We start from the raw sequence: 22970 nt of genomic DNA, 5'->3' as shown, positions 1-22970 counted from the left end.
TCCCAGCTCCCCTCTCGATTGTTTCCACCCGCGTCCGGAGAAGTTCCTTGGCAGACCGCATTGAAAATACCGATGGCGAAGGTCCCGCAGGCGGATGGGGGTCGCTCAAATCCATCGCGCGCATTTACGGCGATAGCTGGCCGACGCCGGCCGCGATAGAAACGCTCGCCAGGCAGAACAAGCCGGGCGGCTTCATGTGCGTGTCTTGCGCGTGGCCTAAGCCTGAGAACTACCATCCGTTCGAGTTCTGCGAGAACGGCGCGAAAGCGACCCTTTGGGAGTTGACGTCGCATCGCTGTACGCCGGACTTTTGGAACGAGCATACGGTCGCAGAGCTTCGTGGTTGGAAGGACCATGATCTCGAAATGACCGGCCGGCTGACCCATCCCCTGAAGTACGACCAAGGCACTGATCGATACGTCGAGGTCACATGGGAAGAGGCGTTCGCCGGCATTAGTGAGATTCTGAACCGTCTCGAGCGGGAGAGCGTCGTCTTCTACTCGTCGGGCCATGCCGGGCTTGAGGCGTCATATCTATATGCACTGCTCGCTCGCGTCTATGGCAACAACAACTTGCCGCAAAGTTCGAACATGTGCCATGAGACGACCTCCGTAGGTCTGAACAATGTCATCGGATCGCCGGTGGGAACGGTTGTTTGGGAGGACCTGGAGAAAGCAGACGCATTCTTCTTCTTTGGACAAAACCCAGGCTCGAACAGTCCTAGGTTCCTCCATCCGCTGCAGGATGCAAAGAAGCGCGGCGCGCGGATCGTTACATTCAACCCCATCCTTGAGCAGGGTCTTGTATCCTTCGTCAATCCGCAGAGCCCTGTCGACATGTTGACCGGGCACGAAACGCAGATCTCCGACCAGTACTTGCAGGTGAAGGCCGGCGGCGACATCGCAGCCATCCTTGGGCTCTGCAAGCACGTGATCGATGCCGACGATCTGGCTGTCCGGGACGGTAACGACCGCATCCTCGACATCACTTTTATCGAGGAGCACACCACGGGCTTTGAAGAGTTTATTGCGGTCGTCCGCGACACCTCTTGGATCGACATTGAGCGCGAGAGTGGTCTGACGGAGGGTGCGCTGCGAGATGCCGCCGATATCTATGTCAACGCCAAGAACGTCATAGGCGTCTACGGGATGGGTCTGACCCAGCATGTGGAGGGAGCGCTCAACATCGGCATGGTCGTCAACCTCCTTCTTCTGCGCGGTAACATTGGGCGCAAGGGCGCGGGCTGCTGTCCGGTGCGCGGTCATTCCAACGTCCAGGGGCAGCGAACAGTCGGGATTGCCGAAAAGGCTAAGCTGATCCCGATGGACAAGCTCAAAGAACTCTTCAATTTCAACCCGCCGACAAAAGACGGCACGCCGATCGTCGACGCTGTGAAAGGTTTAATGGCCGGCGAGATCAAAGCTTTCATCTGCCTTGGCGGAAACCTCGTCCGGGCAGTGCCCGATCAGCAGGAAATGGAACGGGCGTGGGCTGCTCAGGAGCTTTCAGTCATTGTCTCCACCAAGCTCAATCGCAGCCACCTCTTCCCCGCCAAAGAATCCTATATCCTCCCTTGCCTTTCGAGAACTGAGATAGACAACCAGGCGACCGGGCCGCAGGCGGTGACGACGGAGGACAGCTTCTCGCATATCAGTGGAAGCATCGGCAAAAGGTCGCCCGCCTCGCAGCACCTCAAGAGCGAGCTGGCGATCGTCGCGGGGATCGCCAAGGCAACTCTGCCTGCTAGTCCGAAGTTGAAATGGGATGAGTGGACCGCCGACTATGCCCTCGTCCGTGACCTGATCGAATACACCTACCCGAAGGATTTCAAGGACTACAACAACCGTATGTTCCAGCCCGGCGGGTTCTATCGAGGCAACAGCGCCCATGAACGGGTCTGGAACACAAAACCGAAGAAGGCGATTTTTACTGCGCCCGGCCGCTTGAACGCCTTGTCTTTCGATGACCGTGCCGGCCGCTATCGTCTCGTGACCATCCGGTCGAACGACCAGTTCAACACCACTATATACGGCTACTCCGATCGGTTTCGCGGTGTCGAGGGAACCCGCGACGTGGTCCTGATGGCCGAGCAAGACGTCCTCGATGCAGGGCTACGCGAAGGGCAGAGGATCACCCTGCAAAGCGATTTCGAGGACGGCAAGCAACGACGGCTCGGAGGTCTCGCTATCAAGATTCATCACCTGCCCCGTGGAACCATCGCCGCGTATTATCCCGAATGCAATGTCCTCAATGCAATTGACCATCATGACGTCCTTTCCAAGACGCCAGCATCAAAAGCGATCCCGGTAACAATCGCTCTTTGAGTTTAAGGCTAGGGCAGCGCGTTTCCGCACATTTTCGTGTTTGGCAGCAATTTTGAGAAATCCGTCGTAAGCCATGGAACAAACTCTCTTTTTCGAGGTTCTCCCACTGCAATAGAGGAGACACCCAAATGAAAAAGATCACAGCCATCTCAGTCGGTCTGCTTCTGTCGGCGACAGCGGCATTCGCTCAGAGCGAAACCCCGTCGACTTCGCAGACGACACCGGCGGTCAACACCGAGCAGAATGCGGGCGCTCCTGTCGCAGGGAAAAACAGCTTCACCGAAGCGCAGGCAAAGGAGCGCATCGAAGGCGCCGGCTACACTGACGTCGCGGGCTTGAAGCTTGACGACCAGGGCGTGTGGCGGGCCACCGCCAAGAAGGACGGCAAGGACGCGGGCGTGTCTCTGGACTTCCAGGGCAACGTCACGATGGCCAAGTAAGAGAGCGCGAGGAGAATAATCATGCGTACGATCACGGGACTTTATGACAGCTACAATGATGCTCGCGCGGCCGTTAAGGCGCTCGAGAACGCAGGCATTCCCTCTGACGACATCAGCATCGTCACAAACAAGGCAAACGGCGTTGAGGTCGAAGGCCAGGGTAGCTATGCCGAGGAAGGCGCGGGCACCGGTGCCGGCATCGGCGCTGTCGCAGGCGGAGCGGGCGGTCTTCTCACGGGTCTCGGCCTGATGGCGATTCCAGGCGTTGGCCCTGTCGTTGCCGCAGGTTGGCTCGCTGCAACCGCGGCAGGCGCTGTGGCAGGCGCGGTCGCTGGCGGAGCGGTCGGCGGCATCGTCGGTGCGATGATCAAGGAAGGCGTTCCTGAAGACGAGGCGAATTTCTACGCCGAAGGCATCCGCCGTGGCGGCTCGGTCGTCACCGCGAAGGTGGACGAAGGCAAAGTGCCAGAAGCTCAAGCAATCCTCAACAGCTCCAGGCCGGTCGACGTTACTGCTCGTCGGGCAAGCTACGCCGAGCAGGGCTGGACGCGATTTGACGAGGCAGCAGATCCGTACACGCCGGAGCAAATCGAAATCGAGCGCCAGCGATATCGTCGGAGCTAATTTTAACTGGACCAACTGAAGGGCGACCGCAAAGGTCGCCCTTTTGCTTTTTTGAAATGGGCTTTGAGTAGTAAGGGTCAGCTCTATGGAAACACCAGCCGCCAACGTCATTGTCGCAACACGGACAGCGTTCACTCAAGCCACCGCACTTGCCGTGCAATACGGGTTCTCAATCGTCGGAGCCCTGCTCCTGCTTGTTGGGGGCTGGATGCTATCCGGCATCATCAGCAGATGGGCGTACCAAGGCATCTCTCGTATCCATGGGATTGACGAAACGCTCGCGAGGTTCTTCGAGAACGTTTTGCACTACGGACTTCTGATTTTGGTCTTCGTGACCGTGCTCGGCCAGTTCGGCGTACAGACTGCATCCATTATCGCCGCGCTCGGCGCCGCCGGTCTAGCGGTGGGTTTAGCTCTGCAGGGAACGCTTCAGAATATCGCAGCCGGCATCATGTTGCTTGTCCTTAGACCTCTACGCGTCGGTGAGTACATCGAAACGGGAAGCGTAAAGGGCTTCATTGTCGAAATCGGCCTCTTCGCCACCGAGATGAAGACCGCGGACGGTCTTTATCTCATGGCGCCGAATTCCACTCTTTGGAACACGCCGATCACGAATCACAGTCGTGAGTCCAGCCGCCGACAGGAACTGTCTGTCGCCATCGGCAACGACACGGATGCCAATGCCGTCAAAAAGGAAATAATGGCGATCGTCACCGCTGATCATCGCGTCCAGAAGCAACCTCAGCCGCGCGTGTTCTCCAACGACCTAACGGCAGACAAGACAGTCCTAACGTTGCAGTACTGGGCTCAAACCGCTCAATGGTCGGAAACGCGTTATGAAATAATTGATCGGTTGAAAGATGGGTTGGCCGCCAAGGGCGTTGCGCTGAAGTAGCTGATCGGCTCAGTTGGATGCTTCGCCCAAGGTGTCCGCGACGTATGCGCCGCGGGCCCCCATCGGCAAAGGTAACCCGGTGGTCGTATCCTTCGACGTCTGGTGTTCCAACTCCGCATTCAATTCGCCGCCTACGATGAGGATCAGCACCGAAAGCCAAATCCAGACGAGGAACCCGATCAGCGCACCCAGCGTCCCATAGGTGGCATCGTAATTGGCGAAGTGACCAAGATAGAATGAGAATCCAAGCGACATAACAAACCATGACACTGTGACGAGTACGGCGCCCCACGTCAGCCAACGGAACTTGGCCGGCTGACGGCTTGGCCCGAAGCGATAGATGGCCGTTGTCGCAGTGGCGACGATGAGAAAGAGGATTGGCCAGCGCACGACGAGCGCCATTTGCTCCTCGAACCGATCCAACCAAACATAGGATAGAATTAACGGGATCAAGGCGACCAGACCCACGATGACCGCAGCCGATACCATGGCGCACAACGTGAACGCCAAACCGACCAGGTTTAATCGTAGTAGTCCCCGTTTCTCATTCTCGTCGTAAGCGATATTCATCGCATCGAAGATCGCCAGTGTGGCGCTGTGTGTACTCCAAACTGCGATGCCCAAGCCGATAAAAAAAGTGATACCGAGTGTCGAACTGCGGCTAGCAGCCAAACTATCGATCCGCTCGGCGATGAGATCGAAAGCACCCGGAGGCAGCATGCTCGATAACTCGCGAAGATGCTCCGCCATCGTCGAGGGATCGGCAGCCAATCCGTATAACGACACGAGTGCGGAAATAGCCGGGAACAGAGCCAACAGCAGATAGAACGTTACGCCGGCGGCAATCAGCGTCACCCTGTCCTCGGAGACCTGGTGTAAGACGCGCCAGAGGACATCTTTTAGACCCTTGACCGGGATCGCCTCGGGCGTTTCGGCATCTCTTCCGCGGCGATCACCATGAGAACGATCGGGATTTTGGTCTGGGTATACCGAACGACTGACAACAATAACAGCGGTTATCGCTGCAAGTCCGACTGCTACCGCCACAGATCCCTTACGCATCAACTCTACCCTCGCACTAGCTATCGTACATATGGCAGCCTAAAAAGGTGACCAGTGACGACGTCTGAGATGTTTTCGCCCAATTGCTTTAGATACATATTGGCTCAAGACCGACCTGCTTGATTACCTGAAGCGGTCAGCTTGCTGGGAACCAAACGCCTACCTCAAGCTTTCACTCGCATGAAAAAAATCTTCGCGTTGGGCCACTTGGCTATACTCTTGGTCGTTGGCAGCGCAACGGCGCAAGAGCTAACCCCTCAAATTATCAACGGTGCGGATTTCGGCGCCCTGCAGGTCGATCGCGAGATAGTTGGCGAGCCGGTCCCCGACCCCGCGATCATCCGCCTTCAGGTCATACTCGACAGAGCAGGCGCGTCGCCCGGTGTCATCGACGGACTCGATGGCGCGAACCTGAAAAAGGCGATCGCGGGCTTTGAAGCCATGCAGGGGCTTACGGTAGATGGCAAGCTCGATGCTGAGGTGTTATCACGCTTGAATGACAATGACCCGGTCATTGGTCCTTACAAAGTCGAGACAGACGATCTTGCTGATCTCGTTACGAGCATCCCGCAAGACTATGCCCTGCAAGCCAAGATGCAGCACCTCGGCTTTACCAGCATTGAGGAGAAGCTTTCGGAACGGTTCCACATGGATATCGATCTCCTGAGGCAGCTAAATCCGGGATCAAATTTCACAGCAGGCCAGACGATTGCCGTTGCTGTCGTCGGCTCACCGCGCACGGGCACGGTAAAGCAAATTGAAGTGCGCCGTGACACTGGCGCGGTTCTCGCGTACGCCGACGACGGATCGATCATCGCAGCCTACCCTGCGACCATTGGCAGCGAAGACAACCCTTCGCCTAAGGGTCGCCACAAGGTCAACGGTGTCGCCCGTAACCCGAAGTACGAATACAATCCCAAAATAAACTTCCAGCAAGGAAAGAACAAAACGAAGCTCACGCTGCCCAGCGGGCCCAACAATCCTGTCGGTAGTGTGTGGATCGATCTGTCGGAGCCCACCTATGGGATCCACGGGACGCCAGAGCCCAGCAAAATTGACAAGGCCGGATCCCACGGTTGCGTCAGGCTGACGAACTGGGATGTCGAAGAGCTCGCGAGCATGGTCAAACCGGGAGTCGAAGTCGATTTCGTGAAGTAGCGAATTGGCGGTAGGTAATCGTGGTGCAGCACCTCCCATGGCGTGCACCACGATTGCTCCCGTCAATCAGCGCTCGATGTGGATGGCGGCCGAAGATCGGTCGCCGCACGACCGCCGTCCGCTTCGTTGAACGCCTCGTTCGCTTTCTGATTGGCTTGCGTGACGTCGTCGGCCTCTTCCTCATCAGCCTGGTGTTGTTCTGCTGCTCTATGCCAATGATCGAGGTCGCGACCTTCCTGTCGACCTTCTTCTTCCCAGATTTTGTATGCTCGTTCGCGCTGCTTCTGCTCGCGGTCTTCCATTTTCATTCCTCCTTCAGTTAGCGGGATGGAAACGTCGGTTCGGACGTCGCGTTCCATCACGCAATCTGGAGCACGACTGCTACGACCAAATGTCAGAAGACTTCAAAGGCAATGGCGTGCCACTTCACACGGTGAGCGACAAGCTCGTTGCGCTAATCGACGAAACTGTAGGGCCCGCCTTTGGCTAGCGCTCGCAGATAAGCTGGGCGGGCGTGTATACGCTTCAGCCACTCAATTGTTGCCGGCCGCGACCGATCCACGCCCGCTTTCGCCTGCGCGGCTTCTAACGGGAAACTCATCATGATGTCAGCGGCAGAAAGCGCGTCACCCGCGAACCAAGGACGCGAAGCAAGCTCTGCCTCGATGTAATCAAGATGGACAGTAAGCATCGGACGAAGCTTTCGCGCAGCATAGCTACCAAGCAATGGCACACGCGAAACGACGAGCAGTGCAAATAGCACTGGCATCACCGAACCTTCAGCGTAATGCAGATACTGTTGGTATCGGCGAATGCCGTCAACGCCATCAGGCGGCCCAAGAAGGCCGCCTGACCGATCCACAAGATATTCGCAGATCGCGCCGGTCTCGACTAAAACCGTTCGTTGACCGTCTACATAGTCTTCAATGACGGGAGACTTGCCAAGTGGGTGTACCTTCTTCAACTCGTCTGGAGCACGCATGTCGGCCAGACGCTCATACTTTCGGATTTCGTACTCAATTCCCAGTTCCTCGAGCATCCACAGGACGCGTTGAGACCGACTATTGTTTAGGTGATGGACTTTGAGCACGAACTCTCCCGTCTTTTCCCGACATATCAATTGTTTACGTGCCGTGGATCACTTTGTGTCGAATTCCCCGTTCAATGGGGTCACGCGGCACTGTACAAGCGGCGACCGCTGATGTTGGCAAAACGCTGGGTAAATCGCAGGGTTCTAACGCCTTTGATCAAGTTACACACTCGAAAGGAGATCGGCCGCCTGCCCTACATCTGCTACCTCCGCATACGGTAACCAGTCGGGATTCCCGGCTTCGCCGCGCCTGTTGACCCATATGCCCCTAAATCCCAGCTCGTGGCGCGCCTTCATGTCCCAAAACATGCCCATCGCGACATGGACAGTCTGGTCCGAGGTGACCCCCATCACCCGATAAGCGTGCTCGAAGAATTCCCGCGACGGTTTGTAGGCCTGCGCCTGTTCGGCCGTGATGACGTAGTCGAATGGAACCCCGATCCGCTCAACCGTAGGTACGATCAGGTCGTTGTCAGAGTTCGTGAAGATCGCCAACTTGTAGCGCTCCCGGAGCCGCCGCAGCGCGTCAGGGACGTCGGGGTGCGGTCCCATCGCCATCGGCGAGTTCGCGATACGCTCGATATCGTCCCGGCTTAGCTCGACACTGTGCTTGCGAAATGCGACGTCGAAGCCCGATCGGAGAATTTCTTTATAAGGCCTGTGAGGTTTCTCGGCCGTCATTCGCTTGGCAACAGCAGTGAATTCGTTGAGAACCATTATTGCTTCGATGTCTGCCCGTCCGTTCTTCGCAAGCGTCAGTCCAACCTCACCAAGAAGAATTTCGTACCACTGCACCAAGGTGCCGTAACAGTCGAAAGTGATGATCTGTGGAACTGGGCACAGTTCGAACGGGGGACGCGACGGGACGTTGGTTGCGGATGGGACGCGCTCGAACGAGTGATGGTCGACCGCGGTGTGAGCGGTTGCTTCGACGATGTCGAACGACCGTTTCTTCGCTGGCCAATCGCTGTCGAACTCCTCGGGGCGTTTATCGTTGCTCATGACGTACCTCCGGCAACTTGCTTTCGGGTGCGCCAAGGCCCGAGAGCGGAGCGAGGCGGCGTATCATTGGGTGTAGATTCGACATCGATCTCGCTCAACTCGTGAGAGCTGGATACTGGGGCAGATCTACGGATTCCGCGTTGCCCGCAAAGAGGCCGCCCGACACCTTCTGTAAAAATGGCGACGCCATGATACGAAGCACACCGTGAAGCGCAGCAATGCCCATGCGGGTGCGCGGATGCACCAGCCTCGGCACGATCTTTGGAATTCCTTGTGCCTTCTTCACGAAAGGCCGCATGACGTTTTCGTATTTTCGGAATGCGTCCTCGACATCACCGTTGGTCCCAAGTTCTCCGGCGAGCACGTAGGCGCCGCAGATCGCAAGCGTCGCCCCGACGCCGCCCAAAGGCGTGGTGCACCACGCCGCGTCCCCGAGCAGCACTACCCTGCCCCGCGACCAACCCGGCATCCGAACCTGCCTCAGAACGTCGAGATAAAAGTCAGGCGTCGTCTCCATCGCATCAAGGACACGTGGCGTCTGCCAACCGGCGTCGCGGAACTCGTCCCGAAGCCACGCCTTCTGGCGGCTCGGATCCCAGTCTGCTTCGTCGCCATGCTTCCGATTAATCGAGAGGTTCGCCCGCATCGTTCCGTGCATGTCCGGACGGATCGAGACGCTCTGGCAGCCGGGGGCGTTGAACCAGCGCCAAAGCTGGTCGTCCCCTTTCTCCCGCGGAATCGTGAAGTAGGCCATCGTCATGTCCATCCAGCGCGGATCGTTCTGCCCCCTGAAAACCAGTTCGCGCGTCGAGGAGCCGACGCCTTCCGCGACGAGAAGGATATCGTATTCCTCCTTCGCTCCGCTGTCGAAGCTGACGGAGACACCCTGACTGGTGGGTGCTACCGATTTGATCGTCTCGCCGAACCTGAAGTCCGCCCTTTCGCTAGCTGGCTCGTAGAGAAGTCGCGCAAGGTCACCTCGTAGGATTTCCATTTCGGCCGTCGGGCCGTCGGAGCCAAAGTGCGCGGCGACGATCTTCGCGACCACGTCGTCGTTCTCGTCGACCCAGGCTATGCCTTTCTCGCCGGTGCCGTGAGCGAGTGCGGCAGCCTCGAGGCCCATGAGACGAAGCACTTTGCGGCCCTCACCTCGCACGTCGACGTTCTGCCCGCCGTCCCGAAACTCCGTTGCCTTCTCGATCACGGTGACATCGAAGCCGATCCGGCCGAGCCACCAAGCTACGGCGCAGCCTGCGATACTGGCACCTGAGATGAGAACCCTGCGTGGCATCGGACCTTCCAATGTTTAACACGTCTTATGCGAGCGGCGACTTGCACACCTAGTGAAGCGTAGGGCCGACGGGACACTGCGGATGTCTCAGGTGGAACGTTGTGATCAGCCCGATCGCGCGCATAGCTATGTCATCGGCCAGATAAGGCTCGTTGTGGGCAAGGTCACTGGCTACCGACAATAACGCCGTTCCGACCGACCGCATAACCATCTCCAGAGCCTTGTCACCCTGCTGCCTCGCCCACTCGGAATCTTTCTCGAGCGTCAGCGCGAGCCGCTCGAGAAACGCCTGTCTCTCGGCTGACGGCAAATCGAGAAACGACCGGCCACTCACTGCTCGTGCTTCACGTGATGGTCGCCGCGGTCGCCCTCGCCGGGCTTTGCCGGGGTGTTGGATTCATGCCTTTTGTCCGCTGACAGAGAGCGGCCGACATCGGTCGATTGGTTGAACTGCCCCTCCTTATCGCGGCGCACGTAACGCTTGTCAGCTCCGGTATCGATGAGTTCCCGCCTAGACATGAGTGTCTTCCTCCTTTGATCACGGAAAACGCGCAGGATTCCAAAATGTTGCAGAAGAGGTCGGGTATAGTTGCGAGACTATTTACGGGGATGAACGCATAGTTCTTTAGCAAAACTTCCTTCGGTCAAATGAAAAGATCCGGCCGCCTGTCTTTACCGCAGCCGCCTGTTTCGTCGGAATGCTTTCTCAGAGTGTCATTTCGTCTATGACGGTGCTTCCCAACGCGCCATCAGGGAAAACGGGCGAACACGCGCTCGAGACTCTGGGCAAAATCGTGATCAGAAACGGGGCGAAAGTTCGGACCGACCGACGATGACAGAAGACCATTTCGGCAGTCACGTTCGTCGTCCCAGCCTGGGTGGTCAAGGATTGGATAGAGACATATTCCTTCAAGGGGAACGCCGGCAGCGATCGCCGCTGAAGCTTCCTCGGCAACGTACTGGATCCACGAAGCCCTCCGATCGCCTTCTATACCGGTTTCGGCTATTAGGACAGGTCGACCGTAACGAGCGTACGTCTCCACGAGAATATTCCTAAGCGGTTTGTATTGTCGGTGTCCGATATCGATCGGAGGCCCTCCATGGATCCATTGATTGTTAAAGTAATAGTTGACGCCAACGATATCCAGGTAGTCAGCTCGGCCTCCGATCTGTGGCCAAATCCTGCCTTCGATCAAATCCCAACCCTGAAACTGTGCGAGCCGGTGGCCCTCCGCGGCGACAGTTTCCCAAGGGCGCGCGCGATCCGCGACGACGTTGATAATCGGATCGCAATGGACAAAACGGGCGCGTGCATCGACCTCTCGGATCGCATCCATGGCTGCGATCGAGGCGCGTGCTAACTGAACCTTCAACTCGAACCCACGATGTCGCGAGAAAGGATTCAAGTATGCCGCGTCGCCTCCGCCCCATGCGAAGAACGAAATCTCGTTCACTGGGCAGTAGAACGGAACCAGGTCGGTTTCATCTCGCACAACATCGGCGCATGCTCCGGCAAATTTTGCGAAACGCTCGACGAATTTCGGCGACCAGATGTCCAGATCGTCAGGCCAACCATAGTGGAGCAGATCCCAAATGACCTGTGTGCCCGAGAGTGATGCCGCCCTTAGCATTGAGCGTACGCTCGACCAATCGTAGCTACCTGCTCTGTCGATCAGGTGCCATCGAAACCCGTCGCGGACCGTTCTTATGCGGAACTCCTGTAGGCGCAGATAGTCTTGGTAAGCGTGGTCCTCATGCCGCGTAGCGTGGATGATATCCAGACGACGCCCGTACGGTTCCCCTTCCCTTTGGCGCAGACGATGGGTTGAGCATTCAAAGCCGCCTTGCAGGAAGGATTTGAAAATCTTCTTGGGGCGCCCCGCCTCGCGGTCGAGCAGAACGTCCGAGAACAACTTCTCCCACAGCGGCAGGACAGCCGAAACGCTGTAATGCTCCTCGATTTTGAGCCGCAGCCGTTGACCTAGCCGTCTACGCTTATCTCGATCGTGGATCAGCCTCTGAATCCCGACCGCCACCGCTCCCACATCTGCGTGCGGAACCAATATGCCGGAAACTCCATCCTCAATTTGCTGTAGAGCGCCGTTGTCCGGAGTTGCGATGACCGGAAGAGATGCAGCGCCTGCCTCTGCGATCACGTGGGGCATTCCCTCGCCCTTGGAAAGCCAGACGAAGATATCCATTGCTGACAGGAGATCCGGGACGTCCGTCCGGTCTCCAAGGAAGGTCAACCTTGTGCCGAGACCGAGCGCGGCTGCACGCTGACGGAGCTCAACAGCGTAGTTGGGGTGAAAGGCGTCAGGGCCGCCGACGACGACGAATTTTGCAGTTGGACAGCTTCCCTGAAGTGATGCCGCCGCGTCGATGAAATCCTCGACGTTCTTTTTGGGGTCCAGTCTTCCCACCCACCCGATAAGGACCTCGCTTTCGTCGATCCCGAGCTCCGATCGAACCGCGCTACGTCGACCGTTTCCGAACTCGCTGAGATCGACCATAGAGGGAATTTCGACTGCATGGGACTCGCGTCCTGGCATTCGGGCTGCAGCCGCCTCGGTGATTGTGCGACACACACCAACGTAACGGGAAGTGAAATGCTTTGGCCCTGCCTCGGCTTCAGATACCAGCCCCCCATGCTCGATTAGCGGCGGGCGCAGCTTAAGCCTTTCCAAGGCAGGGTATATGTCGGCGACGTTCTGGCAGGAGACGACGAGGTCATATGCCGGCACCTTCCCGGCGAGGTAAGCGACCGTGTCATCGAATGAGAGATCGTAAGGTGTTGTGTCGACGTGTACGCCGAGCGCTTCAAGTTGCTGGTGTGTTTGTTCCGGCATCCCAGGTTTACGAAAGCACGCGACGACATCTATCTTGTACCGGTCAGGATCCAGGTTGGCTGCAAGAAGACGAATTTCCGTCTCCTCGCCGCCGACGACGAGCCAGGCGAATACAAACAAAATTCGAGTAGGCGATTTATCGTCCCCGATCATAGGTCAGCCTGAAATACGATCTGGATAAAGTCCGGTCGATTGTCGATCAGACTTCGCAGGAACACGGGGCCATCCGACATCGGCACAATATCGGTTATCAGATGGTCTCTGATAGCCTGGCCATCTCTGCGGAGTAGTTCGACCGTATCCGCTGCCAGTCGGCGCCTGTCCCAGCTCGCAGAGAGCCCCCGTGGCACTCTGTTAATCTGAGCGCATTTGATGCTTAAACCGTTGTGATGGAATTCCTCTCCAAGTCTCAGCTCGGGAGAACCGCCCTGATAAAACGCTAGATCTATGACGACACCTTGGGGCCGCAATGCTTTCATTGCGAGATGCAGGCTTTCAGCGCTCGCTCTGGTCTGGAACACAATGTCGGCGCCCCGACCCATGGTCCCGTCGTGCCATCTCGCCTTGGTGTATTGCCACGCCTCGTCATCGGTGAGCGCGACGAATCCCAAAGCTTCGGCCCTTGCGCGTCGGAATGACGACGGGTCGGTGATCACCACTTCAGACGCCCCCGCTTTCCGGGCGAATAGAGCGGTCATAAATCCGACAGGCCCTCCGCCGCAGACAAGCACGGGACGTCCGGCGATGCTCGCGCCGAGCGATGGAACTTGGGATCCAAACACTTCGGCATCGGCGTGAAGGATACCGTTGGCAGCAATCGGACCCATTTGGGCGGCGAAGACCCCAAGAACCGGGTCGACGTCATCTGGAAGTGGGATCAGCGTTTCGTGAGAAGGGTCTGCGGTATGCCCGCTTTTATGGCCATAAGTCCCACAAACAATCTGTCCATCCTGGAAACCCGCCGCCCTGGATTCGACCACTTTCCCTACTTCCATGTAGCCGAGGAAGGGAACCGGATAATGCAGATCGGGCTCGTTTCGCAAGAAGACGCCGCGCTGACCGTCAAAGCGAGAATGGAAGTACGGATTGGTATTCTTGAGGAACGTTAGTTCCGTCCCCGCTGACAGTCCCGTGTACAGCGTCTCCAGCCTGACTTGTCCGTCAGGCGTTGGTCCTTCCTCATATTCAAACAAATAGGCTTCCGACGGGCCATGAACGCCAAGAGATCGGACTAACCGGTGGCCAGCCGGCAAAGGCTGGTCAAGATCATCGACGTGTTGCGATTGAAGCGGCCGCAAGGTGTTCCTATCGAATGACGCAGGCTCCAATCTCACAGGATCGCCGCTGTTGGCCGACGCAATAACAGCGAGAGCAAGCCGGTGCGTAACAAGCGCGTCGCCGTAAGGGCAACGAATGTTGTTCGGCCCCCCTCCTACCGCATCGATGAAATCCCTATCTTCCCTCCACACCGGGTCACCAACGGCTGCGCGAACTGGGCGACCCCGACCGACATCAACCATGATCTCATGATCGTTTAGTTCGATCGCCAGTCTGTCTGCGAAGATGTGGAGACCGACCCGATGGCTCCAACCAAGCAGACAGGTCGATGAGATGTTGGCCAATACGCCAGACTCGAAGGTCAGGTTGGCTGTGGTTACAGTTGGAACGTCAAGGCCGGGAAAATCCCCGCGGTCCACGTGACCCGTCCTGCCATAAACCTCAGTGACTTCGCCGACAAGAAACCGGGCAAGATCAAGAAGGTGCGTCGTTTGCTCGACCATCTGCCCGCCGGACTGCTCCTCCTTCCACCACCACTGAGGAGGCGGTGTCGAATCGAGCCAATACCCGGAAAGGAGCTGCGCTGGATTGTCTTGAAGTAACTCGCGCGCTTCATCGACAGTATCAAGGTATCGCCAGTGGTAGCCAACGCCTGTGACCAGGTCTGCGGCACTGACCTTGTTAGCGATTTCTTCTGCAAGCTCGATGTCCCTCGTCAGTGGCTTCTCGACGAAAAACGGAATGCCCCGCTCAATCAAGTCAAACTCCGGCTCGCCATGAGCAAACGGTGGAATGCAGATATAGACCGCATCCATCTCCTCGGCGTCGAGCATCTCTTTATGCGATGTATAGGATCTGGCGCCAAAGCGGGAGGCGGCCGCGTCCGCGCGACCAAGGTCCGGATCGCAAAAGGCAACAAGTTCAACGTCGTTGAAAGTCGCAAGAATGTTCAGGTGGCGTTGCGCGATACCGCCAACACCAATGAAACCGAGGCGCGTCTTCGTCATCGTGTTACCCTTCGAGCTTTGAGAGCTTACGTGGCGGCCGTAAACCTCGGCCGTCTCACTAACCATACGGGAGGCGGTGAAATGGCGTCGGTACCTTTCAAGCCCAGCTTCGCTGGCAGCCTTTAGTCGGTCAGCATCCTGGAGCGCCCGGATGACGACCTCGGCAATGGAAGTATCTTTTCCCGGCTCAGCGAAATACGCATGTGCTTCTCCCAAAGCCTCGACGCTTCCGCCAATTCGGGTCGAAACGACCGGCAATCCGACCGACATGGCTTCGAGGACCGCTAGAGGGAGCCCTTCGAACTGCGATGGGAGAATGAAGAGATCCGCCGCCACCATCAGGTCAGCGACGTCGGCTCTCGATCCCAGAAAACGCACAAGCGATGTAAGCCCGAGATCCTCCACAAGAGCTTCCAAATTCGACCGCTCCTCCCCCGTTCCCACGAGCAAAAGAATAGCCGCCGGGACCGCTTGCAAGATCGTGGGGAAAGCTCTGATGAGGGACGCGTGGTCCTTTTGCGGGGTAAGACGCGCAACGGTCAGCAGAACAATCTTCCCCGCAATCGCAAGTTCTTCATCAATCGAGCCCGACGGTTTGGTCGGTGTCATCGGCTGAACGCCGTTCCTGACGACGGTGATGCGATCGCTAGAGACCCCTTCCGCTAGGTAACTTGCCTTGGCAGCCGCGGAGACTACGATGTGTTGGGAGATACGTTCCGTGGCTGAGCGGTAACGCCGTTTTTGCTCGGGATCGGTCAGCAAATATGGAAGGTGCTCGGTCCGGATAACGGGGACATTGCAATCGATACCGGCCGAGGAAAGTTCATGGCCTTCCCAGCCTATTCCAGCGTGGACGTGCAAAAGATCAACGCCGGCACCCTGCAACCAGCCGCGGAACTCTACATCATCTCTCGCCGACTTTACTCGCAGGCCGCGCCGAGCCGCCCGCGGGAGTAAGCCAGTCCGATCGTCGCCAACGAGCGCGAATGTTACGTCGAACGTCTCTTGCAAGCCTTGTCCGAGGTCGAGCATGTGCTCCCCCAACCCCGACGGCTCCAGGCTGTCTGTGGCGATAACCACGCGTTTGGCGTCAGACATGGAGTTCTTCTCGTGCGACCGCGTGTTCCACCAAGGCGCTCATCTTTGCGAAAGTCTTGTCCCAAGACGACTCGGAAAGCTTTTCATCGATCGCGGCAAGCCAGGCCGGATCGCAGGGATCCATTCGACAAGCCTCGTCACAGGCTGCAGCGAAATGTTCCGCTCCATCCACGAGAAACACGCCCGGTATATTGCCGTAACCTGCCACGACATCCGCGATACGCGTGCTAACGACCGGAACGCCGGCAGCAAGATATTCAGGGGTCTTTGTGGGACTGATATAGCGGGTGGCATCATTGTGCGCGAATGGCATCAAAGCTGCTCGCCAGCCGCTCAGATATGCTGGAAGCTCATGGTAGCTTTTTCGACCGAGATAATGCAGGTTTGCTCGTTTAGGCAGGTCCGATGGGGAAATTTTCACGACGGGACCCACGAAGACGAACGAAAAGTTCGGCCGGATTCTCGCGACTTCATCTACTAACTCGAGGTCAATCCGCTCATCGATGACGCCAATATAGCCGAGGCGCGGCAAGTCGATCGATGTCTGGTCGTTAGGCGTGCCATTAAGGGCTCTCGCCGAGCCGAAGTGTGTGACATCGACACTCGACGGAAAACAGTGGACGTTGGTGTGACGATTGCTTTTGGCTTCGAAAAGGCTCTTTCCGCCAGTAAATACCACATCCGCCCGGCTCAATAGCGCACCCTCGGCATCCTTCAGGTCGGGTGGTGCAAACTTGAAATTTGCGAGTTCATCCATGCAGTCGTAGACAACCGCATCCGCGTCGACATGACGGGCAAAAGAGAACATCAAAGGGGTGTAAAACCACAAAATCGGCTTGGCTCCGCAAAACGAAGCGATAACCTCATCGAGCAGCCGCGACAAAGCAGCTTGCCGCTCAGCTTCGGACCACCAATGAGGGACCCGCGGTCGGACCGCTTTAACCGCTGTTCCCTCGAAGCTATGCACTTCGAAATATGCCAAATGGTGGTCGGTTGGAATGAACTCTTCGAAAAAAATGACCAGCCGATCGCAAGAGAATCGTTCCATCAGATGCTGCGGTCGTTGAACCACAAAGTCCCAACGGAGGTGGGAGAAACAAATTATCGGTGAGCGATGATCAAGCGCCTTGAAAGCCGTCACAAGATTCATGCCAAATCCCCACGCTGTGTTGCGTTAGTGAACCTGCATTTATGACGATGGTTCCTTGCTCTCAAAAATAAGATGCCCCCTCGGATTTGACCGGATGGCGTGTGCAAGCTTGTTAATCGAGGCGGGCCAAAGCCAGTTTTCACAGACGGTCTGTCTTGGCGAAAAATCACTCAGTCTCGCGAGCATTTCGACGATGCCTTGGGCGAACAGAGCACCGTCTACAGCCAAGCCAGTTTCACGCGTGATGTACTGGAGCCCGCAGGCAAGTTTTTCGTTCGCCAGCACTGGAATTCCTGCCAGCATGTATTCCGTGAGAATTGCCGGCGCGCCGTCATCCACGCCACAGACCACCCCGATCCTTGATTGGCTCATGTATCTGTTGACTTCGTCGTAGCCCACGCCTGGCGGTCCGATGAACTCGACATCCAGGCCCAGCTCCGTCGTCCGGGCTCGAAACGAGTCAACCAACTCTCCGTAACCGCAAATACAAAGGGCTTTAAGCGGTAGGGGAATTTTTGCCAACGCCTCGAAGAGCACGTCGTGACGCTTGTAGGGTTGCGCTGCGGCTACATAGATGACGTCATACACCTTCTCCAAGCCCAGGGGCCTGAACATGGTCTCGGAGGCGAATTCAGGCCCAATTGGTAGCACCAATGTTGCCATGCCTGGATGGACGCGCTGCACTTCCGCAGACTGCCAATCGGCGCCGGTTAGGATAAGATCGAAATGTCGGCTGACTTCAGGCGGGATGCGTAGCGCTGGCGCATCGATCGAATTGTAGATTTTAAAACTTCCGCTGCAAGCGCGCATGATTTCTTCGTCAACGCCGAGCCCCCACACGCATAAAATGTCGGGTGCTCCGAAAGCGGCGATGTAGCCCAACATGTCGTTTGACGAGAATGGAGGGACTGGACCATTCATCCTGAATGACCTGCGGGTCAGCGGCCCCTTATCTCGATTGGCAATAGCCGGATCGGGACTTCGACTGTGGGTCCAAATCTCGGCGCTATCGACAAGCCTAGATCGCAAGAACGCAAGCGGGAGACGCTCCATGTAGCTGCCTGCTACATCGAACTTCTCCTTGTAATCCGCTCCAAAAGCGGATCCTTCTCCGCCACGTGCTTCCCATGTAGCTCGAAAATCGGCGACCGACGGAAGCTCCACATCCTCAAAACATCCTTCCTGATAGTCGCTGATAACCACAAGCCGCCGTTTAGCGTGGCCAAAAATCTCATTCATAGCTCTTGCCTACGGTGTCTTCACCTGCGGACGCCGCGAAAAGTGTTTCGAGAAACGGCAATCGCTCATCGGCATCGATCTTCAAGTCAAAAAGGAGCCGCTTACCTTTAGCCTCTGGTTTCGCGCACTTTTTCCTTTCTGCCAGTAGGCAAGCATCTGCGCGTTCGTGAAATTCGATTGCGGTTCCGTCCGGGCCTGTACGGACCGATGCAATGCCGAGCTGACTAGCCCGCGCTCGTAAACGAGCTGTCCGAAGCAATATTGCCACCGGGTCGGCGAGGTCTCCGAAACGATCCAACATCTCCTCCTCCAACTCATCGAACTCTTCCGTCGACGTCATCTTCAGAAGACGAGTGTAAAGGCTAAGTCTCACCGTTGGATCAGGAACAAATTCGGAGGGAATAAAGCCGATTATACCGACTTCGAAATCAGGCAGCTCAGGGGACGCAGTTTCCTCTCCGCGAAGCGAGCTTATCGCGTTTGCAAGAAGCTCTTGATAGAGACCAGTTCCAAGAATCTTAATGTGTCCCGCCTGCTCTTCGCCCGCCACGCTACCACCGCCGCGCAGCTCAAGGTCATTCATCGCCACGTCAGTACCCGATCCCAGACGATCGAACTGGAGCAGTGAGGATAGACGCTGGCTACTATCATCGCTTGTCTTGGCGTCAGTCTCGGTTAACATGTACGCCAGCCCCTGCGATCTGCCTCTCCCTACGCGGCCGCGCAACTGATGAAGCTGTGCCAAACCAAATCGGTCGGAACGCCAGACGAAAATCGTGTTCGCGCGGGGTACATCGAGACCGCTCTCGACGATGTTGGTTGAAAGTAGAATGTCGGCCTCGCCTTCGGAAAAGCGGACCACAGCATCTTCCATTTTATCTACCGACATTTTGCCGTGCGCCACCAGAACTTCCAGCTCTGGCGCTATCTCCCCAAGCATCGCTTGGAGCGGAGCGATGTCGGCGACCCTTGGGGCGACAAAAAAGGACTGTCCGCCACGACGTCGCTCACGCAGCAAAGCTGCCCGGATTGTTGCCGTATCGGTTCGTAGGATAGAGGTCCTAACGGGGCGGCGACGTGCTGGTGGCGTTGTGAGCAAGCTTACGTCTTGAACGCCGATGAGAGCGGATTGCAGGGTGCGGGGAATAGGCGTCGCAGAGAGGGCCAGCACATGGATGTTTGGCGAAAGTGCCCGCATAGCGGCCTTGTCAGCAACGCCGAAACGGTGCTCCTCGTCGATAATAACCAGCCCCAGCCTCTGAAAGCTCAGGTCCTTCCCCAGGATTGCATGGGTTGCGATTACAATATCGACGGTCCCATCATTTATCTCATCAATCGTTCGCCTCGCCTCGACGTCTTTCACCGCGCGCGATAGCAGGCCGACTTTAAGCCCGGATTTCTCAAACCGCTTCTTAAACACATCGTAGTGTTGCCTGGCCAGAATAGTTGTCGGCGCCACCACTGCAACCTGCATGCCGGACATTGCAGCCGCCGCGGCAGCCCTCAGAGCAATTTCGGTCTTTCCGAATCCTACATCCCCGCAGATCAGACGATCCATAGGACGGCCACTGGCCATATCCGCCAGACATTCACCAACTGCATTCATTTGGTCTGTTGTGAGACTATAGGGGAATCGTGCCGCGAATTTCTGAAACCGATCCTTCGGTGGCAATAGCGGTTTCGATTTCACCTCGGAACGTCGACGGGCGACATCTACGAGATGTTTGGCTGCGGACAGGATATCCCGCTGCAGGTCTTTTCGTTTCTTCGCCCATCCATTCGTGTTGAGCCGATCCAGGGTTACGGACGAGGCTTCGGCGCCGTATCGCCAAAGGAGGCCAAAATCCTTCATGGGAACAATGATCGAAGCACCCCCATGATATTCTAACCGCACGGAGTCAAATTCTACGCCGTCGACAACGGTAGTTTCGATTGCCCGCAAAAGTGCAACCCCGTGCTCTTCATGAACAACAACGTCTCCAATCTGGAGATCCGGAGCACGGAGCGTCGACGCCGTGGGGTCGCGTTGATCGTCGACCGGCGGACCAAGAATGTCTTGGCAAGCCACCACAACCAACTTTCGCTTACGATCTATGTATCCTTCTTTCCACGGGACCCTTCCGCTTCGGACACTCGGTCCTGTCTCCAAGAGTTCTTGCAAAGACTGAGTCGTCACCACGTTAGTGGTCAGCGATTTTCTCAGGCGATCCGTCAATCGGCTCAACTGAGCTTCGTCTCCTACTATGGCGAGGGACGCTCCGTCGGCGGCCGCTTTGTTGACAAGCCTGGTTAGGGCTCTGAACCCTTTACCACCTGTTTCCAGCGGTAAATATCCCTCTGTATCGAGCCTCGACCAGCCGGGCGACGTGCGCGCGTTTTCCCAGGATTCGCGATCGAGATAGAGCGAGCGTTGCGTCGAAGGCGCCCCGGCGGATATCCGCGCGTCCTCTATAATCTCGAGATATTCGTCGACCCTTCCGTCCACCTCGTCCTCTATCAGAAAGGTAGCGGGTTTCAACAATTCAAATACTGTTTGCAGTGCGCCGTAATTTGCAAACATCTGGGCGTAAACAGTCTGCCCATCGGTCGATTCTACGTTCTTCTCGGGCGTAAAAATGACTTCGGAAGCGGGTCCAAACAACATTGTTTGAACACTCGCTAGCGTCCGTTGCGTTGCCGGATCGTAAAACCAGAGTTCCTCGACAATACCATCTTCGTTCATATAGCATCGCATCGGTTGCCTGCCGCCGGCGGGAAATATATCAACGACGTCCTTCAGGATGGCTACCTCGCCGGGCTCATCGACGACGCCGTCAACCGCGTAGCCTGTCTGCGAGAGGAAAGCTTCGAACGATAAGAGATCGAACCGGCTGCCGACATCGACCTTGAAGTAGGCCGACTGAACAACGTCCGCAGGTGGGACGCGCTGCAGCATGGCTTCCAATGATGTCACACATAGTCGCCCGCCCCGCTCTGTCGCCATCCAATCGCGCAGGGCATCCATTCTCATTCCCATTGAAGCTCTCGATGGCGGAACTCTGTCGTATGGAAGACAGTCCCACGCGGGCAGATAAATGAGTTTGCTCTCCAACGAGATGCAATCGCATGCGTCAACGACGCGCTTTGCGCGCCCCTCCGAGCGGGCGACGAAGACAATGTCTTTACTGCCGTTAGCTTCAACACGGCGCGCAAGCTCACTGGCGACGAAGGATGAATTTGCAGCGCTATTTTGGCCTTGGGGATTTCTTGACATCAAGCTGAACCATGTATCGGGGAAACGGGCATAATGGCGGTAGTCAACGACGGTCACGTGACTAGGTTCCAGAGGCGGATGCCCGCACGATCGATGCCGCAACGTTTGGGCCATAGCGGACAAGTATTCTTTCAGCACCTGCCGCTCCGGCCGCGCAGACGGCTTAATGCACACCGTCAGTTGCTTCATAGACCGCAAGAAGCGGGTTAGAACATCAGCCACTGTTATCGGAACCGCGTCAGAACACGTCTCACGTCGCCTGGAACTCAATCGGTAAACGTAAGTTGCAGTTCGGATCGCTGCGGTTTCGTCCCTTGTCCGCCTAGGCGATCGGCGAAGGACCGGCTTTCGCTGATCCTTCGCCGCCTCTCCCAAGAAAGCTCCCATTTGGGGAAACGCCTATCATCCCAGTTGGATTGTCTGGACCTTAACGCCTGCTGTTTGGTTATTTGCAACTTGAGAAACCTGGAACCAAATAGCTAGGCGTTGGTTATCGCGTCAACCACGCGCCCTTCTCAAGGAGCTATTACTATGACCGCGCCATCTGCAACCGTCGCGCTAAGGGCGAAGGGAAGACCGCAAAGCGCGTCTGATCTCTCCGGCCGAGGACCAGCTAATCCTCGGCCACCTTTCCACCATAGGAGTACACGCTATGATGAGCGGACCCATGAAAGCGCTTCTCGGGGCCCTGGTTGTCGCCGGATATCAAAACCGGGACAAAATCGGCGAATTTCTACGGGGCATTCAAAGCCCGCCAGCGTCGGATGGCGACATGAGCGCCAGTCACCCAGGATCACCGCAGACCAAAGGGCAAGGCGGAATGTTCTCCGGCCCTGGGGGCCTCGGCGATCTTCTCGGAGGCCTTACGACTGGCGGAATACTCAGTGGCGGACTTGGCGACCTGCTGAAGACGTTCCAGCAGAACGGTCACGAGGATAAGGCAAAGAGCTGGGTGCAGTCCGGGCCTAACGTGCCAATCGATAACGATCAGCTTTCCGAAGCACTCGGCCCTGATGTCATTGACGAACTGGCGGCGAAGACCGGATTGTCCCCGCAGGAAATCATCGATCGCTTGAGCCGCGATCTTCCCACGGCTGTCGATGATCTCACCCCGCACGGGCGGGTGCCGGACGCCGGAGATGAATTCTTGAGTTCATCGAGCGCCGCCACGACCGGCGGCCGAACCCAGGTCTGACTACGAAAGGAGCCG

16 protein-coding genes and 1 pseudogene are annotated in these 22970 nt (G+C 57.0%); 6 read left to right on the top strand and 11 right to left on the bottom strand.

Annotated elements, in window-relative coordinates:
• The first annotated feature begins 47 nt into the window (after nucleotides 1-47).
• The 4 genes from ACODTZ_RS02915 (at nucleotide 48) to ACODTZ_RS02900 (ending at nucleotide 4283) form a co-directional block, all read left to right on the top strand.
• A complete protein-coding gene (locus tag ACODTZ_RS02915; RefSeq protein WP_489023599.1) occupies nucleotides 48-2324 on the top strand; it encodes an FdhF/YdeP family oxidoreductase in 2277 nt (758 codons plus the stop codon).
• Between the two features lie 128 nt (nucleotides 2325-2452).
• Nucleotides 2453-2764: a PepSY domain-containing protein gene (locus tag ACODTZ_RS02910; protein ID WP_489023598.1), complete on the top strand. Its 312-nt coding sequence runs from the start codon at nucleotides 2453-2455 to the stop codon at nucleotides 2762-2764.
• A gap of 21 nt (nucleotides 2765-2785) precedes the next feature.
• A complete protein-coding gene (locus ACODTZ_RS02905; protein ID WP_489023597.1) occupies nucleotides 2786-3388 on the top strand; it encodes a general stress protein in 603 nt (200 codons plus the stop codon).
• A gap of 85 nt (nucleotides 3389-3473) precedes the next feature.
• Complete coding sequence (locus ACODTZ_RS02900) at nucleotides 3474-4283, top strand: mechanosensitive ion channel family protein (RefSeq protein ID WP_489023595.1); 810 nt, start codon at nucleotides 3474-3476, stop codon at nucleotides 4281-4283.
• A gap of 9 nt (nucleotides 4284-4292) precedes the next feature.
• Here the strand turns inward: ACODTZ_RS02900 and ACODTZ_RS02895 are convergent, their stop codons facing one another.
• On the bottom strand, nucleotides 4293-5345 hold the full coding sequence (locus ACODTZ_RS02895; RefSeq protein ID WP_489023593.1) for a YihY/virulence factor BrkB family protein: 1053 nt from the start codon (nucleotides 5343-5345) through the stop codon (nucleotides 4293-4295).
• A 180-nt stretch (nucleotides 5346-5525) separates the two neighbouring features.
• Between ACODTZ_RS02895 and ACODTZ_RS02890 the strand changes: the two genes are divergently transcribed.
• Complete coding sequence (locus ACODTZ_RS02890; RefSeq protein WP_489023591.1) at nucleotides 5526-6503, top strand: L,D-transpeptidase family protein; 978 nt, start codon at nucleotides 5526-5528, stop codon at nucleotides 6501-6503.
• Nucleotides 6504-6565: 62 nt separating this feature from the next.
• On the opposite strand, the gene ACODTZ_RS02885 is transcribed toward ACODTZ_RS02890, so the two are convergent.
• The 10 genes and pseudogenes from ACODTZ_RS02885 to ACODTZ_RS02840 all read right to left on the bottom strand — a co-directional run bounded on the left by ACODTZ_RS02885 (nucleotide 6566) and on the right by ACODTZ_RS02840 (nucleotide 21817).
• Nucleotides 6566-6805 (bottom strand): DUF2934 domain-containing protein, encoded by a 240-nt coding sequence (locus ACODTZ_RS02885; protein ID WP_489023589.1) that lies wholly within the window; start codon nucleotides 6803-6805, stop codon nucleotides 6566-6568.
• A gap of 152 nt (nucleotides 6806-6957) precedes the next feature.
• Nucleotides 6958-7593 carry a glutathione S-transferase family protein gene (locus tag ACODTZ_RS02880; protein ID WP_489023588.1) on the bottom strand — a complete coding sequence of 212 codons (636 nt, stop codon included), beginning with the start codon at nucleotides 7591-7593 and terminating at the stop codon, nucleotides 6958-6960.
• Between the two features lie 162 nt (nucleotides 7594-7755).
• The gene (locus tag ACODTZ_RS02875; RefSeq protein WP_489023586.1) at nucleotides 7756-8595 is read right to left on the bottom strand and encodes a haloacid dehalogenase type II; all 840 of its coding nucleotides are present in this window, start codon (nucleotides 8593-8595) and stop codon (nucleotides 7756-7758) included.
• A 94-nt stretch (nucleotides 8596-8689) separates the two neighbouring features.
• Complete coding sequence (locus ACODTZ_RS02870) at nucleotides 8690-9886, bottom strand: FAD-dependent monooxygenase (protein ID WP_489023584.1); 1197 nt, start codon at nucleotides 9884-9886, stop codon at nucleotides 8690-8692.
• Between the two features lie 330 nt (nucleotides 9887-10216).
• Complete coding sequence (locus ACODTZ_RS02865) at nucleotides 10217-10405, bottom strand: hypothetical protein (RefSeq protein ID WP_489023582.1); 189 nt, start codon at nucleotides 10403-10405, stop codon at nucleotides 10217-10219.
• Nucleotides 10406-10635: 230 nt separating this feature from the next.
• The gene (locus ACODTZ_RS02860; RefSeq protein ID WP_489023580.1) at nucleotides 10636-12888 is read right to left on the bottom strand and encodes a glycosyltransferase; all 2253 of its coding nucleotides are present in this window, start codon (nucleotides 12886-12888) and stop codon (nucleotides 10636-10638) included.
• Nucleotides 12885-16118 carry a glycosyltransferase gene (locus ACODTZ_RS02855; protein ID WP_489023578.1) on the bottom strand — a complete coding sequence of 1078 codons (3234 nt, stop codon included), beginning with the start codon at nucleotides 16116-16118 and terminating at the stop codon, nucleotides 12885-12887. The genes ACODTZ_RS02860 and ACODTZ_RS02855 overlap by 4 nt, the downstream gene beginning before the upstream one ends.
• 10 nt (nucleotides 16119-16128) lie before the next feature.
• Nucleotides 16129-17268 (bottom strand): annotated as a pseudogene (locus ACODTZ_RS02850) (glycosyltransferase family 1 protein); the annotation flags it as partial.
• A gap of 39 nt (nucleotides 17269-17307) precedes the next feature.
• The gene (locus ACODTZ_RS02845) at nucleotides 17308-18507 is read right to left on the bottom strand and encodes a glycosyltransferase (protein WP_489023576.1); all 1200 of its coding nucleotides are present in this window, start codon (nucleotides 18505-18507) and stop codon (nucleotides 17308-17310) included.
• On the bottom strand, nucleotides 18500-21817 hold the full coding sequence (locus ACODTZ_RS02840; protein WP_489023575.1) for a DEAD/DEAH box helicase: 3318 nt from the start codon (nucleotides 21815-21817) through the stop codon (nucleotides 18500-18502). Before ACODTZ_RS02840 ends, ACODTZ_RS02845 begins: the two co-directional genes overlap by 8 nt.
• 595 nt (nucleotides 21818-22412) lie before the next feature.
• On the opposite strand from ACODTZ_RS02840, the gene ACODTZ_RS02835 reads away from it, so the two are divergent.
• Nucleotides 22413-22955, top strand: coding sequence for a YidB family protein (locus tag ACODTZ_RS02835; protein WP_489023573.1), 543 nt, complete (start codon nucleotides 22413-22415; stop codon nucleotides 22953-22955).
• The last annotated feature ends 15 nt before the right edge of the window (nucleotides 22956-22970 follow it).

It is taken from the genome of Rhizobium sp. FG113, assembly GCF_057809895.1.
This window is presented reverse-complemented; position numbering and strand designations above follow the sequence as displayed.